General features: G+C 60.0%; 12 protein-coding genes and 1 tRNA gene. 9 read left to right on the top strand and 4 right to left on the bottom strand.

The genetic code is table 11. The features are described 5' to 3' along the window. The first annotated feature begins 7 nt into the window (after nt 1-7). The 4 genes from araD (at nt 8) to rluA (ending at nt 6,867) form a co-directional block, all read left to right on the top strand. Nucleotides 8-703: an L-ribulose-5-phosphate 4-epimerase gene (gene araD, locus RTP97_RS11075; RefSeq protein WP_312413544.1), complete on the top strand. Its 696-nt coding sequence runs from the start codon at nt 8-10 to the stop codon at nt 701-703. Between the two features lie 75 nt (nt 704-778). Beyond that, on the top strand, nt 779-3,136 hold the full coding sequence (polB, locus tag RTP97_RS11070; RefSeq protein WP_312413542.1) for a DNA polymerase II: 2,358 nt from the start codon (nt 779-781) through the stop codon (nt 3,134-3,136). Between the two features lie 152 nt (nt 3,137-3,288). Beyond that, nucleotides 3,289-6,195: an RNA polymerase-associated protein RapA gene (gene rapA, locus RTP97_RS11065; protein ID WP_312413541.1), complete on the top strand. Its 2,907-nt coding sequence runs from the start codon at nt 3,289-3,291 to the stop codon at nt 6,193-6,195. Nucleotides 6,196-6,207: 12 nt separating this feature from the next. Further along, nucleotides 6,208-6,867 (top strand): bifunctional tRNA pseudouridine(32) synthase/23S rRNA pseudouridine(746) synthase RluA, encoded by a 660-nt coding sequence (gene rluA / locus RTP97_RS11060; RefSeq protein ID WP_312413540.1) that lies wholly within the window; start codon nt 6,208-6,210, stop codon nt 6,865-6,867. Between the two features lie 24 nt (nt 6,868-6,891). Here rluA and RTP97_RS11055 read toward each other — a convergent pair whose 3' ends face one another. From RTP97_RS11055 to trmB, 3 genes are read right to left on the bottom strand one after another with little or no spacing between them, the layout of a single operon-like run. Then, nucleotides 6,892-7,611 carry a DUF2884 domain-containing protein gene (locus RTP97_RS11055; protein ID WP_312413539.1) on the bottom strand — a complete coding sequence of 240 codons (720 nt, stop codon included), beginning with the start codon at nt 7,609-7,611 and terminating at the stop codon, nt 6,892-6,894. Between the two features lie 58 nt (nt 7,612-7,669). Further along, complete coding sequence (locus RTP97_RS11050) at nt 7,670-7,996, bottom strand: YggL family protein (RefSeq protein WP_312413537.1); 327 nt, start codon at nt 7,994-7,996, stop codon at nt 7,670-7,672. Next, nucleotides 7,996-8,715: a tRNA (guanosine(46)-N7)-methyltransferase TrmB gene (gene trmB / locus RTP97_RS11045; protein ID WP_312413536.1), complete on the bottom strand. Its 720-nt coding sequence runs from the start codon at nt 8,713-8,715 to the stop codon at nt 7,996-7,998. Before trmB ends, RTP97_RS11050 begins: the two co-directional genes overlap by 1 nt. A 155-nt stretch (nt 8,716-8,870) precedes the next feature. On the opposite strand from trmB, the gene mutY reads away from it, so the two are divergent. Genes mutY through mltC form a run of 3 tightly spaced genes read left to right on the top strand, consistent with a single transcriptional unit; the run spans nt 8,871 to nt 11,366 of the window. Beyond that, nucleotides 8,871-9,923 (top strand): A/G-specific adenine glycosylase, encoded by a 1,053-nt coding sequence (gene mutY / locus RTP97_RS11040; protein WP_312413619.1) that lies wholly within the window; start codon nt 8,871-8,873, stop codon nt 9,921-9,923. A 25-nt stretch (nt 9,924-9,948) separates the two neighbouring features. Beyond that, a complete protein-coding gene (locus RTP97_RS11035; protein ID WP_042390388.1) occupies nt 9,949-10,218 on the top strand; it encodes an oxidative damage protection protein in 270 nt (89 codons plus the stop codon). Between the two features lie 59 nt (nt 10,219-10,277). Next, nucleotides 10,278-11,366 carry a membrane-bound lytic murein transglycosylase MltC gene (mltC, locus tag RTP97_RS11030; protein WP_312413534.1) on the top strand — a complete coding sequence of 363 codons (1,089 nt, stop codon included), beginning with the start codon at nt 10,278-10,280 and terminating at the stop codon, nt 11,364-11,366. 21 nt (nt 11,367-11,387) lie between these two features. Here mltC and RTP97_RS11025 read toward each other — a convergent pair whose 3' ends face one another. Beyond that, complete coding sequence (locus RTP97_RS11025) at nt 11,388-13,526, bottom strand: ornithine decarboxylase (RefSeq protein WP_312413532.1); 2,139 nt, start codon at nt 13,524-13,526, stop codon at nt 11,388-11,390. Nucleotides 13,527-13,774: 248 nt separating this feature from the next. On the opposite strand from RTP97_RS11025, the gene RTP97_RS11020 reads away from it, so the two are divergent. Further along, nucleotides 13,775-14,491, top strand: a complete 717-nt coding sequence (locus RTP97_RS11020) for a DUF554 domain-containing protein (RefSeq protein WP_312413530.1) — start codon at nt 13,775-13,777, stop codon at nt 14,489-14,491. Between the two features lie 105 nt (nt 14,492-14,596). Then, nucleotides 14,597-14,672: transfer RNA gene (locus RTP97_RS11015), tRNA-Phe, on the top strand. Nucleotides 14,673-14,678: the final 6 nt, after the last annotated feature.

The raw sequence follows: 14,678 nt of genomic DNA, 5'->3' as shown, positions 1-14,678 counted from the left end.
GATAACTATGCTTGAAGATCTCAAACGCCAGGTGCTGGAAGCCAACCTGGCCCTGCCGAAACATAATCTGGTCACCCTCACCTGGGGCAACGTCAGCGCCGTGGATCGCGAGCGCGGCGTGTTTGTCATCAAGCCCTCGGGCGTCGACTACGGCGTAATGACCGCAGAGGATATGGTGGTGGTGAGCATCGAAACCGGCGAGGTGGTCGAGGGGACGAAAAAACCCTCCTCCGACACCCCGACCCATCGCCTGCTCTACCAGGCTTTCCCCACCATCGGCGGCATTGTGCATACCCACTCGCGTCACGCCACCATCTGGGCGCAGGCGGGACAGTCTATTCCGGCTACCGGCACTACCCACGCCGACTACTTCTACGGCCCTATCCCCTGCACCCGCAAAATGACCGATGCCGAAATTAACGGCGAGTATGAGTGGGAGACCGGTGAGGTGATCGTCGAGACCTTTAAACATCAAGGCATCGACGCTGCTCAGATGCCCGGCGTGCTGGTGCACTCCCACGGTCCCTTTGCCTGGGGCAAGAACGCCGACGACGCGGTGCATAACGCCATCGTGCTGGAGGAGGTCGCCTACATGGGTATCTTCTGTCGCCAGCTCACCCCGGATCTGCCCGCGATGCAGCAGACGCTGCTGGATAAGCACTACCTGCGCAAGCATGGGGCGAAGGCCTATTATGGCCAGTAAGACTGTATAAAAACCCAGCTAAAACAGTGAAACCAGGCTATAATAACGCCTGGTTTTATTTTATGAGAACACGGCGTGGCGCAGGCGCAAGAAGGCTTTTTACTGACCCGGCACTGGCGGGATACCCCTCAGGGCACCGAGATCGAATTCTGGCTGGCAACCGACAGCGGCCCGCTACGGGTGGTGCTGCCCGTGCAGGAGTCGGTGGCGTTTATCCCCTCGGCGCAGGTGCCCCAGGCACAGCGGATCCTCGCGGGTGAAAGCCATTACCGCCTGACGCCGCTTGAGCTGAAAGACTTCAGCCGCCAGCCGGTGCACGGCCTCTACTGCCGTGCCCATCGCCAGCTGATGCGCTACGAGAAACTGCTCCGCGAGGGCGGCGTAACCCTGTACGAAGCCGACGTCCGCCCGCCGGAGCGTTTTCTGATGGAGCGTTTTATCACCGCCCCGGTGTGGGTCAGCGGCGAAGCGCGCGACGGCGCGCTGGTGAATGCCCGCCTGAAGCCCAGCCCGCACTACCGCCCGCCGCTGAAGTGGGTCTCGCTGGATATCGAAACCACCCGCCACGGCGAGCTGTACTGCATCGGGCTGGAAGGGTGCGGCCAGCGCACGGTCTATATGCTCGGGCCGGAAAACGGCGACGCCTCGGGCCTCGACTTTCATCTGGAGTACGTTGCCAGCCGTCGGCAGCTGCTGGAGAAGCTCAACGCCTGGTTTGCCGCCCACGATCCGGACGTGCTGATCGGCTGGAACGTGGTGCAGTTCGATCTCCGCGTGTTACAGAAGCATGCCGAGCGCTACGGCGTCCCGCTGCGGCTGGGACGTGGCAACAGCGAGCTGGAGTGGCGCGAGCACGGCTTCAAGAACGGCGTCTTCTTTGCCCAGATGGCGGGCCGGCTGATTATCGACGGCATCGATGCCCTGAAGTCCGCCTTCTGGAACTTCCAGTCATTCTCTCTTGAGTCGGTAGCCCGGGAGCTGCTCGGGGAAGGCAAGTCGATCGATAACCCGTGGGACCGAATGGACGAGATTGAGCGACGCTTCAATGAAGATAAGCCAGCCCTCGCCACCTACAACCTGAAAGACTGCGAGCTGGTGACGCGCATTTTCCATAAGACCGCGATCATGCCCTTCCTGCTCGAGCGCGCCTCGGTCAACGGTCTGCCTGTGGATCGCCACGGCGGGTCGGTAGCGGCCTTCAGCCATCTCTATTTTCCCCGCATGCACCGGGCGGGCTACGTGGCCCCGAATCTCGGTGACGTGCCGCCGCAGGCCAGCCCCGGCGGCTATGTGATGGACTCCACGCCCGGCCTGTATGACTCGGTGCTGGTGCTGGACTATAAGAGCCTCTACCCGTCGATCATTCGCACCTTTCTGATCGATCCGGTGGGGCTGATAGAGGGCATGGCACAGCCGGACGAAACCCACAGTAGCGAGGGCTTTCTTGGGGCGTGGTTCTCCCGCGAGAAGCACTGCCTGCCGGAGATTGTCGGCCAGATCTGGCACGGCCGCGATGAGGCCAAACGCCAGGGTAACAAGCCGCTCTCCCAGGCGCTGAAGATCATCATGAACGCCTTTTACGGCGTGCTGGGCACCAGCGCCTGCCGCTTCTTCGATCCCCGGCTGGCGTCGTCGATCACCATGCGCGGGCATGAGATCATGCGTCAGACCAAAACCCTGATCGAGTCCCAGGGTTACGAGGTGATCTACGGCGACACGGACTCCACCTTCGTCTGGCTGAAGCACGCCCATAGCGAAGAGGAGGCCGCGCGCATCGGCCAGGCGCTGGTGGAGCTGGTCAACGACTGGTGGCGGGAGCATCTCGCCAGCAAAGGCTTAACCAGCGCGCTGGAGCTGGAGTTCGAAACCCACTTCTGCCGCTTCCTGATGCCGACCATTCGCGGGGCGGATACCGGCAGCAAGAAGCGCTACGCCGGACTGATTCAGGAGGGCGACAGCCAGCGCATGGTTTTCAAGGGTCTGGAGACGGTGCGCACCGACTGGACGCCGCTGGCGCAGACGTTCCAGCAGGCGCTCTACCTGCGCATTTTCCGCCGCGAGCCGTATCAGGATTACATCCGCGAGACCATTGCCCAGTTGATGGCGGGCGAGCTGGATAGCCAGCTGGTCTATCGCAAGCGCCTGCGCCGTCCGCTGGCGGAGTACCAGCGCAACGTGCCCCCCCACGTGCGGGCGGCGAGGCTGGCGGATGAGCAAAACCAGAAGCGCGGCCGGGCGTTGCAGTACCAGAAGCGCGGCACCATCAAATACGTCTGGACCACCCACGGCCCCGAGCCGGTGGACTACCAACAGTCGCCGCTGGACTACGATCACTACTTAACTCGCCAGCTACAGCCGGTGGCAGAGGGCATCCTGCCGTTTATGGGCGATGACTTTGCTACACTGGTGACGGGGCAGATGGGACTCTTTTAGTGCGTTTTGAATGATGACGAACGGGTGACTATCATCTCAGCATCCAGTACCATAGCGCCCTTTCCAATCCTGGCCCCAATTTTTGACGCGCTGTCATCCCATGACGGTGGTCTAACTATTGCCTGCAATTTGAGATATAGAGCCGAATAACTATGCCTTTTACACTTGGTCAACGCTGGATCAGCGATACAGAAAGCGAACTCGGACTGGGAACCGTTGTAGCGATGGATGCGCGTACCGTTACGCTGCTCTTCTCCTCAACCGGAGAGAACCGTCTCTACTCCCGCAGTGACTCCCCGGTTACTCGCGTAATGTTTAATCCAGGCGATACGGTGACCAGCCACGAAGGCTGGCAGCTCACCATTGATGACGTAAAAGAGCAAAACGGTCTGCTGACCTACACCGGCACGCGTCTGGATACCGGCGAAACCGACGTGGCGCTGCGTGAAGTGCTGCTCGACAGCAAGCTGGTGTTCAGCAAGCCGCAGGACCGCCTGTTCGCCGGGCAGATCGACCGCATGGATCGCTTCTCCCTGCGCTACCGCGCACGTAAATACCAGAGCGAGCAGTACCGGATGCCGTGGAGCGGCCTGCGCGGCCAGCGCACCAGCCTGATCCCGCACCAGCTGCACATTGCCCACGACGTGGGCCGTCGCCATGCGCCACGCGTGCTGCTGGCGGATGAAGTTGGCCTGGGTAAAACCATCGAGGCAGGGATGATCCTGCACCAGCAGCTGCTGGCCGGTGCGGCAGAGCGCGTGCTGGTGGTGGTGCCGGAGACCCTGCAACACCAGTGGCTGGTGGAGATGCTGCGCCGCTTCAACCTGCGCTTCGCGCTGTTTGATGATGAGCGCTACGCGGAGGCCCAGCACGAGGCCGATAACCCGTTTGAGACCGAACAGCTGGTGATCTGCTCCCTGGACTTCGTGCGCCGCAGCAAGCAGCGCCTGGAGCACCTGTGCGACGCCGAGTGGGACATGCTGGTGGTTGATGAAGCGCACCACCTGGTGTGGAGCGAAGAGGCACCGAGCCGCGAGTACATGGCGATTGAACAGCTGGCCGAGCGCGTGCCGGGCGTGCTGCTGCTGACCGCTACGCCGGAGCAGCTGGGTCTGGAGAGCCACTTCGCCCGTCTGCGCCTGCTGGATCCGAACCGTTTCCATGATTTCGAGCAGTTTGTTGAAGAGCAGCAGAACTACCGTCCGGTGGCCGATGCCGTGGCGATGCTGCTGGCGGGCAAGCATCTGAGCGACAGCGAGCTGAACACCCTGAGCGATCTGATTGGTGAGCAGGATATTGAACCGCTGCTGCAAACCGCTAACAGCGATCGCGACGGCGCAGAGGCGGCGCGTCAGGAGCTGGTCTCCATGCTGATGGATCGCCACGGCACCAGCCGCGTGCTGTTCCGTAACACCCGTAACGGCGTGAAGGGCTTCCCGAAACGCGAGCTGCACACCATCAAGCTGCCGCTGCCGACCCAATACCAGACCGCTATTAAGGTCTCCGGCATCATGGGCGCACGCAAGAGCGCCGAAGAGCGCGCTCGCGACATGCTCTACCCGGAGCAGATCTACCAGGAGTTCGAAGGCGATACCGGCACCTGGTGGAACTTCGACCCGCGCGTAGAGTGGCTGATGGGCTACCTGACCAGCCACCGTTCGCAGAAGGTGCTGGTGATCTGCGCCAAAGCTGCCACCGCCCTCCAGCTGGAGCAGGTGCTGCGCGAGCGTGAAGGCATCCGTGCCGCTGTGTTCCACGAAGGCATGTCCATCGTTGAGCGCGACCGGGCCGCCGCCTGGTTTGGTGAAGAGGACAGCGGCGCGCAGGTGCTGCTCTGCTCCGAAATCGGCTCCGAGGGGCGCAACTTCCAGTTCGCCAGCCACCTGGTGATGTTCGACCTGCCGTTTAACCCGGATCTGCTGGAGCAGCGTATCGGTCGTCTGGATCGTATCGGTCAGGCGCACGATATCCAGATCCACGTTCCCTATCTGGAAAAGACCGCCCAGTCGGTGCTGGTGCGCTGGTTCCATGAAGGCCTCGACGCCTTTGAGCACACCTGCCCTACCGGCCGCACTATCTACGACCAGGTGCACAGCGATCTGATTGGCTACCTCGCCGCGCCGGAAGAGACCGAAGGCTTCGACGAGCTGATCAAAACCTGCCGCGAGCAGCACGAGGCATTGAAGGCCCAGCTCGAGCAGGGCCGCGATCGCCTGCTGGAGATCCACTCCAACGGCGGTGAAAAAGCGCAGGCGCTGGCAGAGAGCATCGAAGAGCAGGATGATGATACCGGACTGATCGCCTTTGCCATGAACCTGTTTGATATCGTGGGCGTCAACCAGGACGATCGCGGTGAGAACATGATCGTGCTGACCCCGTCCGATCACATGCTGGTTCCCGACTTCCCTGGCCTGCCGGAAGATGGCTGCACCATCACCTTTGAGCGCGACCTGGCCCTGTCGCGGGAAGATGCCCAGTTCGTCACCTGGGAGCATCCGCTGATCCGCAACGGTCTGGATCTGATCCTCTCCGGCGATACCGGCAGCAGCACCATCTCCCTGCTGAAAAACAAGGCGCTGCCGGTGGGCACCCTGCTGCTTGAGCTGATCTACGTCGTCGAGGCGCAGGCACCGAAGCAGCTTCAGCTTAACCGCTTCCTGCCTGCCACGCCGGTGCGTATGCTGCTGGATAAAAACGGCAACAACCTTGCCGCCCAGGTGGAGTTTGAGACCTTCAACCGCCAGCTGAGCGCGGTCAACCGCCACACCGGCAGCAAGCTGGTGAACGCGGTGCAGCAGGACGTGCACGCGATCCTGCAGCTGGGTGAAGCACAGATCGAGAGCGCGGCGAAGGCGCTGATCGCTGCGGCGCGTCAGGAGGCGGATGAACGTCTCTCGGCAGAGCTGTCACGTCTGGAAGCGCTGAAGGCGGTAAACCCGAACATCCGTGATGATGAGCTGGCTGCCATCGAGAGCAACCGTCAGCAGGTGCTCGATAGCCTTGCCCAGGCGGGCTGGCGTCTCGATGCCCTGCGTCTTATTGTGGTCACGCACCAGTAACAGGAACCCGTTATGTTGATGGAGCCCTACAATCCGCCGCAGTCGCCCTGGCTGGTCGTGTTATACCAGGACGAGCACATTATGGTGATTAACAAGCCGAGCGGCCTGCTCTCCGTGCCGGGACGGCTGGACGAGCATAAAGACAGCGTGATGACGCGCATTCAGCGCGACTATCCGCTGGCGGAGTCGGTGCATCGTCTGGATATGGCCACCAGCGGCGTGATCGTAGTGGCGCTGACCAAAGCCGCGGAGCGGGAGCTAAAGCGCCAGTTCCGCGAGCGCGAGCCGAAGAAGCAGTACGTGGCCCGCGTGTGGGGACATCCTGAGAAGGCGGAGGGTTTGATCGATCTGCCGCTGATCTGCGACTGGCCGAACCGCCCGAAGCAGATGGTGTGTCATGAGACCGGTAAGGCGGCGCAGACCGAGTATACGGTGCTGGAGTACGCGGCGGATAACACCGCCCGCGTGCAGCTGAAGCCCATTACCGGGCGCTCGCACCAGCTGCGCGTGCATATGCTGGCGTTGGGCCACCCGATCCTGGGCGACCGCTTCTACGCCACGCCCGAGGCGCTGGCGATGGCACCCCGCCTACAGTTGCACGCCGAGATGTTGACCATCACGCATCCGGCGTACGGCAACAGCATGACGTTTAAAGCGCCCGCTGATTTCTAGCAGGCGTTTGCCTGCGGGCGGGCGTTACTTCAGCCCGCTCACCAGCGTCTTGCGGCTCTCTTCGAGGGAGATAACGCGGCTGCACACCGCCTTGCCAAACTGCTCGAAGTCCGCTTCCTGATTTTTCCACTCGCTTTGAATCGCAGTTTGCAGGCCGCCGAGGCTGCCCATCACGCTCTGTAACGGATTACCGCCGCCCTTCAGTACTGCCTGGGCACCCATCTCGTTGATGCTGTCCTGCAGGATGCCGCCCATCGCCTGGTTCACCAGCTGTTGGCCGTTGGCACGAACCTCATCAATCGCCTTATAGTGAAAAGCGAGGCCGTCGCTGCGATGCTCCAGAATGCGATTCATCTGCTCTTTCAGCTGCGCGTCGAGCTTGGTTAAGCGCCCGCGCATGTTGCTGCTCTGACCTACTTCCTGGGCGATGATCTTATCCAGCGCCACGCGGCCTTTCTCGACGCGGCTACGCGCGCCCTCGTCGATCCACGGCAGCGCGCTGCGCAGATCGGCCTGATAATCTTTCGCCTGCTCGCGCTGGGCCGCGCTAAGGCTATACTGCTTGCCGTTGAACATGACGTTGCCGTCTGGCGTCATCACCAGATTGCCGTTCTCACCCACCACCTGTACGGTCTGCGGGTTAAGGATCACGTCGTCACGCGGGTTCACGCTACATTTGTATTCTGCCTGGGCGGTAAAGGCGGTTGCCGTGAGTGCCACAGCCAGCAGCGCTTTGCGCATCATAAAAACTCCTGTCCTCTAGAGACAAAACGGGCCGGCAATCGCCAGCCCCGATAGTGACTTAGTCCCACCAGACGTCAAAAAGTTCGCTGATGCGTACATCTTCAAAGCCGCGGCCTTCCAGCCACTTACGCACGATAGCCTGATGCTCTTCAGTGCACTTGCCGATCTCCTGCTTGCAGATCAGCCCTTCCCAGACCAGGTAGCCACTGCCGTCAAACGCCAGCTTGTTTGGCTCAATCACCTCATTGATGAAGGCATCAACCGTCTGGTCGATCTGCTCCTCAGAGGTGCCCTCCGGGAAGCGCCAGGCAACGGAAAAGCCCAGCTCCTGGAACTCATCAATATGTAACTTCTTACGCAGACGACGGCTACGGTTTGTTGCCATTATTTTACCCTCTCGAACATTAAGTCCCATACGCCGTGACCAAGACGATGGCCACGCTGTTCAAATTTGGTTACCGGGCGCGTCTCCGGGCGCGGTACATAGTCGCCGCTCTCAGAGCGGTTTTTATATCCGTCGATAGCGGACATCACTTCCAGCATATGCTCGGCGTAGGCTTCCCAGTCGGTGGCCATATGGAATACGCCGCCCAGCTTCAGCTTGCCTTTTACCAGTTCGGCAAACGTTGTCTGCACGATACGGCGTTTATTATGGCGCGCTTTATGCCACGGGTCGGGGAAAAAGAGCTGCACCATGTTCAGCGAGTTGTCGGGGATCATCTTGTGCAGCACTTCCACCGCGTCGTGACACATCACGCGCAGGTTCTCCACGCCCTCTTCGTGGGCCGTGGCAAGGCATGCCCCTACGCCTGGCGAATGAACCTCAATACCAAGGAAGTTCTGCTCCGGCCTGGCTTTTGCCATCGCCACCAGCGAGGCGCCCATACCAAAACCAATCTCCAGGGTCACCGGCGCATCGCGGCCAAACAGCGCGGTGAAATCCAGCGGCTGCTCGCTAAACTCAACGCCCATCACCGGCCAAAAGTTATCCAGCGCGTGCTGCTGCCCCTTGGTCAGACGGCCCTGGCGGCGGACGAAGCTGCGAATACGGCGCAGCGGGCGACCGTTTTCATCAAATTCGGGTGAAATGACGTCGTTGTTCATAGGTGTCTAGTCTGCTTGTGAGAGTGTTCGGGAAACGGGCATTATCCAAAGTTAATAGCCGGATGCAAGCACCGGAAAGTTCCGGTTTACAGCCCGGTGCCGCTGTGCTGCAATCTGGCCCCTTAATCATGCAATTCGGAACTCCTGCTTTGACCATGCACGCGTCTCAGTTTTCAGCCCAGGTGCTGGAGTGGTACGACAAATTCGGGCGCAAAACCCTGCCCTGGCAAATTGAAAAAACGCCCTACAAAGTATGGCTCTCTGAGGTGATGTTGCAACAAACGCAGGTGGCGACGGTTATCCCCTACTTTGAGCGCTTTATGGCGCGCTTCCCCACCGTCACCGATCTGGCTCGTGCGCCTATCGACGAGGTTCTGCATCTGTGGACCGGGCTGGGCTACTACGCCCGGGCGCGCAACCTGCACAAGGCCGCGCAGCAGGTGGCAGACCAGCACGGCGGCGTGTTTCCCCAAACCTTTGATGAGGTTGCCGCTCTGCCCGGCGTTGGCCGCTCAACGGCGGGGGCGGTGCTCTCCCTTGCGCTCGGCAAACACTTTCCTATTCTTGATGGTAACGTGAAGCGCGTGCTGGCCCGCTGCTACGCCGTTGACGGCTGGCCGGGCCGCAAAGAGGTGGAGAAGCGCCTGTGGGAGATCAGTGAGAACGTGACGCCCGCCGAGGGGGTGGCGCAGTTTAACCAGGCGATGATGGATCTGGGCGCAACGGTCTGTACCCGCTCGAAGCCAAAATGTACGCTCTGCCCGCTGAACAATGGCTGTATCGCCTATGCCAACGAAAGCTGGGCGCAGTATCCGGGCAAAAAGCCGAAGCAGACGCTGCCGGAGCGCACCGGTTTTCTGCTGCTGATGCAGCACGGCGAGACGGTCTGGCTTGAGCGCCGTCCGCCGAGCGGCCTGTGGGGCGGCCTCTACTGCTTCCCGCAGTTTAGCGATGAAGCGGCCCTGCGTGACTGGCTGGCGCAACGGCAGATTCAGGCCGATACTCTTACCGAGCTGAACGGATTTCGCCATACATTCAGCCATTTCCATCTGGATATTGTGCCGATGTGGCTTCCCGTGTCCTCCTTCACGTCATGCATGGATGAGGGAACAGGTCTCTGGTATAACTTAGCCCAGCCGCCGTCGGTGGGCCTGGCCGCGCCAGTAGAGCGCCTGTTACAACAATTACGCGCGGGCGCACCCGTTTAGCGCCGCGACATCACGAGGAGTGACCATGAGCAGAACTATTTTTTGTACCTTCCTGGGCCGCGAAGCGGAAGGCCAGGATTTCCAGCTCTATCCGGGCGATCTGGGCAAGCGGATCTACAACGAGATCTCCAAAGAAGCCTGGTCCCAGTGGCAGCAGAAGCAGACCATGCTCATTAATGAGAAGAAGCTCAACATGATGAACGTAGAACACCGCAAGCTGCTGGAAGAGGAGATGGTCAACTTCCTGTTCGAAGGGAAAGACGTGCACATCGAAGGCTATAAGCCACAAGATTAAGGGCCTCGGCCCTTTTTTTGGAAAGAATAACGACTTAACACAACATACATCCAGGAATGATGAAAAAATATTTAGCGCTAGCCCTTATTGCGCCGTTGCTCATCTCGTGTTCCAGTTCCAATAAAAAGGGCGATAGCTATAACGAAGCCTGGGTAAAGGACACCAACGGTTTTGATATCCTGATGGGTCAGTTTGCCCATAACATCGAAAACATCTGGGGTTTTAACGAAGTCCTGATTGCCGGTCCCAAGGACTACGTTAAGTATACCGACCAGTACCAGACCCGTAGCCACATCAACTTTGATGCCGGTACGATCACCATCGAGACCATTGCCGGTACCGAGCCAGCGGCGCACCTGCGCCAGGCGATTATCAAAACCCTGCTGATGGGCGACGATCCCGGATCTATCGATCTCTATTCCGACGTTGATGATATCCAGATCTCTAAGCAACCGTTCCTTTATGGCCAGGTGGTGGATAACAACGGCGAGGCGATCCGCTGGCAGTGGCGCGCCGAGAAGTATGCCGACTACCTGCTGCAAAACCAGATGAAGAGCCGCACCAACGGCCTGAAGATCATCTACAGCGTGACCATCAACCTGGTAGCGAACCACCTCGACAAGCGTGCGCATAAGTACGTGGGCATGGTGCGCCAGTCGGCACGTAAGTATGGCGTGGACGAGTCGCTGATCCTGGCGATTATGCAGACCGAATCCTCGTTTAACCCCTATGCGGTCAGCCGCTCTGATGCGCTGGGCCTGATGCAGGTGGTGCAGCACAGTGCCGGGAAGGATGTGTTCCGGGCGCAGGGACGTTCCGGCATGCCGGACCGCGGCTTCCTGTTCGATCCCGCCAGCAATATCGATACCGGCACCGCCTATCTGGCGATGCTGAGCAACGTCTACCTCTCCGGCATCAGCAACCCGACCTCACGCCGCTACGCGGTGATCACCGCCTATAACGGCGGTGCAGGCAGCGTGCTGCGGGTCTTCTCTAATGACAAGGTGCAGGCGGCGAACATCATCAACAACATGTCGCCGGGCGATGTGTATGAGACGCTCACCACCCGCCACCCGTCGGCAGAGTCGCGCCGCTACCTCTACAAGGTGAATACGGCGCAGAAGGGGTATCGCGGGGGACGGATTTAAACGCAACCGGGCAATGCCCGGTTACGCTTTTAACACGTACCCATACAAACGCTTAATCCCGTCGGGGTCGGTTTCGCTATAGACCCCCTGCAGCTCCGGCGAAAAGCCCGGCAGCAGGTTGACCCCCTCCTCCAGCGCCAGGAAATAGCGCTGCACTGCCCCACCCCAGATCTCACCCGGCACCACGCAGAGCACGCCCGGCGGATACGGCAGCGCTCCTTCGGCGGCAATACGTCCCTCCGCCTCACTGATGCGCACCAGCTCCACGTTGCCGCGAATAAATTCGCTGTTGGCATCCTGCGGATTCATCGCCACCGACGGCAGGCTCTGCTGGCGGAACATCGCCTTCTGCAGATCCTTCACGCCAAAGCTGACGTAGAGATCGTGCATCTCCTGGCACAGCTCGCGCAGGGTATAGTCGCGGTAGCGCACTGGATACTTATTGAAGATGGTCGGCAGCACATCGGCCAGCGGCGTATCGTCCTCAATATGCTGCTCAAACTGCGCCAGCATCGCTACCAGCTGTTTGAGCTTCTCTTCGCTTTCAGCGGGCGTCAGCAGGAAGAGGATCGAGTTGAGATCGCACTTCTCCGGCACGATGCCGTTCTCACGCAGATAGTGGGCCAGAATCGTAGCCGGAATACCAAACTCGCTGTACTCACCGGTTTCCGCATCGATGCCCGGCGTGGTCAGCAGCAGCTTGCAGGGATCGACAAAGTACTGATCGCGGGCGTAACCCTCAAAGCCGTGCCACGCCGCGCCCGGCTCAAAGCTGAAGAAGCGGCGCTCGCTGGCGATGGCATGGGTGGGATGATCCTGCCACGGACGCCCCGCCACCTCCGGCGGCACAAAGGGTTTGATCATCTTGCAGTTGGCAATGATCGCCTTGCGCGCCTCAATGCCCACCGCCACGCACTCGGCCCACAGACGACGACCGCTCTCCCCTTCGTGAATTTTGGCGTTCACATCCAGGGCGGCGAACAGCGGATAGAACGGGCTGGTGGAGGCATGAAGCATAAAAGCGTTGTTCAGCCGCTTATGCGGGCAGAAGCGCGCCTGGCCACGCAGATGGTTATCTTTTTTGTGGATCTGCGAAGTCTGGGAGAAACCGGCCTGCTGCTTATGCACCGATTGGGTCACGAAGATCCCCGGATCGTTCTCGTTAAGATCGAGCAGCAGCGGTGAGCAGTCCGCCATCATCGGGATAAACTGCTCGTAGCCCACCCACGCAGAGTCGAACAGCACATAGTCACACAGCGCGCCGATCTTATCGATCACCTGGCGGGCATTGTAGATCGTGCCGTCGTAGGTGCCGAGCTGGATCACTGCCAGGCGGAACGGACGCGGGGCGTCGGCTTTTTCCGGCGCAACGGCGCGGATCTGCTCGCGAAGGTACGTTTCATCGAAACAGTGGGCATCGATCCCGCCAATAAAGCCGAACGGGTTACGGGCCGCCTCCAGGTAGACCGGCGTGGCCCCCGCCTGAATAAGCGCTCCATGGTGGTTTGACTTATGGTTGTTGCGATCGAACAGCACCAGGTCACCACGCGTCAGCAGGGCGTTAGTCACCACCTTATTGGCCGCCGAGGTGCCGTTGAGCACGAAGTAGGTTTTGTCGGCGTTAAACACTTTGGCGGCAAATTTCTGCGCATGCTTGGCGGAGCCTTCATGGATCAGCAGATCCCCCAGCTTGACGTCGGCGTTGCACATATCGGCGCGAAAGACGTTTTCGCCAAAGAAATCGAAGAACTGGCGGCCCGCCGGATGCTTTTTAAAGAACGCGCCATGCTGATGCCCCGGACAGGCGAAGGTGCTGTTATCCATCGCCACATACTGGCTCAGTGTGTCGAAAAACGGCGGCAGCAGGTTCTCTTCATAGCGGCAGGCAGCGGCTTCCAGCTCCAGCATCGCCTGCTCTTTGCCGTTAATCACCGCGTCGATGCCTGCGGGCGTATCAGCCTGCTCATCGGCAAACATAAACACCGGCAGGTTAAAGCCGGTGCGCTTGAGCAGCGTAAGGATACCGCTCTGGCTCTCCGCCCGCGTAATGACGACTGCCGCCACATCGGTAAAGTCCGTACTGTCCAGCGTCACCACTTCCCGGTGCGTGGAGAGCGCAGAGACCAGCTCGCGGCCGGCGGCAATTTTCATTGTTTTCATAAGCTAGAGTAACCGTTTAGGGGGTAAATATCCCGGGCGAAGGATCGCATAGTTATGCGATGCGTCTGGCGAGCAAGTTGATGTGTCATCCAGCAGCCCTGTTGTTGAAAGAAGAGATGTAACCGGAGAAATTTCGCGCAATAATGTCACTTTTGCTATGCCCACGCAAGCCACAATCGGCGGGTAAAATCCGACTTTTTTGCGGCATACTATGCAGTTATGCAAACCGATATTTCAGGAGAAAAAGCGTGCTAACCGGACCCTTTATAAATGCCGCCGCCGTGCTGATTGGCGGGACGATCGGTGCCGTGCTGAGCCAGCGGCTGCCGGAGCGGGTGCGTACCTCCATGCCCGCCATCTTTGGCCTCTGCTCGCTGGGCATTGGTATTCTGCTGGTGGTGAAGTGCATTAACCTGCCGGTGATGGTGTTGGCGACGCTGCTCGGCACGCTGATTGGCGAGATATGCTACGTCGAGCGCGGGATCGGCGGTGCGGTGAACGGCCTGCGTCGACTGGTGCAGCGCCGCAGCAAGCAGGATGCCCCTGCTGCCCATGAGACCTTTATTCAGAGCCTGGTCGCGATCATCATCCTGTTCTGCGCCAGCGGCACGGGGATTTTCGGCGCGATGCGCGAAGGCATGACCGGCGACGCCAGCATCCTAATCGCCAAAGCCTTTCTCGATTTCTTTACCGCCGTCATTTTTGCCACCTCGCTGGGCATTGCGGTCGCGGCGATCTCTGTGCCGATGCTGCTTATTCAGCTCAGCCTTGGAGCCTGCGCCACGCTGGTGATGCCGCTGACGACGCCCGCAATGATGGGTGACTTTACCGCCGTCGGCGGGATCCTGCTGCTGGCTACCGGGCTGCGGATCTGCGGCATCAAGATGTTCGCTGTCGCCAATATGCTGCCCGCGCTGGTTATCGCCATGCCCCTCTCCGCCGCTTGGACCGCCTTTTTTGCCTAAAAACGGGTGTAGAAACGGCAAAGTGGTGATAGATTGTGCAGTCTGCAACGATTTAGATAAATTTCGTTGACGACACGAGGCGAATCGGTTTTAATGCGCCCCGTTGCCCGGATAGCTCAGTCGGTAGAGCAGGGGATTGAAAATCCCCGTGTCCTTGGTTCGATTCCGAGTCCGGGCACCACTATTT

It is taken from the genome of Pseudescherichia sp. (genome assembly GCF_031998825.1).
GTDB lineage: Bacteria > Pseudomonadota > Gammaproteobacteria > Enterobacterales > Enterobacteriaceae > Pseudescherichia.
Note: the sequence above shows the minus strand (reverse complement) of the source record. Positions and strands in the feature narration are given on the sequence as shown.

What these genes read in the sequence shown, in the direction of transcription:
- RTP97_RS11050 (WP_312413537.1), bottom strand. Translation starts at nt 7,996, where the DNA reads ATGGCAACAAACCGTAGCCGTCGTCTGCGTAAGAAGTTACATATTGAT.
- RTP97_RS11035 (WP_042390388.1), top strand. Translation starts at nt 9,949, where the DNA reads ATGAGCAGAACTATTTTTTGTACCTTCCTGGGCCGCGAAGCGGAAGGC.
- araD (WP_312413544.1), top strand. Translation starts at nt 8, where the DNA reads ATGCTTGAAGATCTCAAACGCCAGGTGCTGGAAGCCAACCTGGCCCTG.
- rluA (WP_312413540.1), top strand. Translation starts at nt 6,208, where the DNA reads ATGTTGATGGAGCCCTACAATCCGCCGCAGTCGCCCTGGCTGGTCGTG.
- RTP97_RS11055 (WP_312413539.1), bottom strand. Translation starts at nt 7,611, where the DNA reads ATGATGCGCAAAGCGCTGCTGGCTGTGGCACTCACGGCAACCGCCTTT.
- rapA (WP_312413541.1), top strand. Translation starts at nt 3,289, where the DNA reads ATGCCTTTTACACTTGGTCAACGCTGGATCAGCGATACAGAAAGCGAA.
- mltC (WP_312413534.1), top strand. Translation starts at nt 10,278, where the DNA reads ATGAAAAAATATTTAGCGCTAGCCCTTATTGCGCCGTTGCTCATCTCG.
- RTP97_RS11025 (WP_312413532.1), bottom strand. Translation starts at nt 13,526, where the DNA reads ATGAAAACAATGAAAATTGCCGCCGGCCGCGAGCTGGTCTCTGCGCTC.
- mutY (WP_312413619.1), top strand. Translation starts at nt 8,871, where the DNA reads ATGCACGCGTCTCAGTTTTCAGCCCAGGTGCTGGAGTGGTACGACAAA.
- trmB (WP_312413536.1), bottom strand. Translation starts at nt 8,715, where the DNA reads ATGAACAACGACGTCATTTCACCCGAATTTGATGAAAACGGTCGCCCG.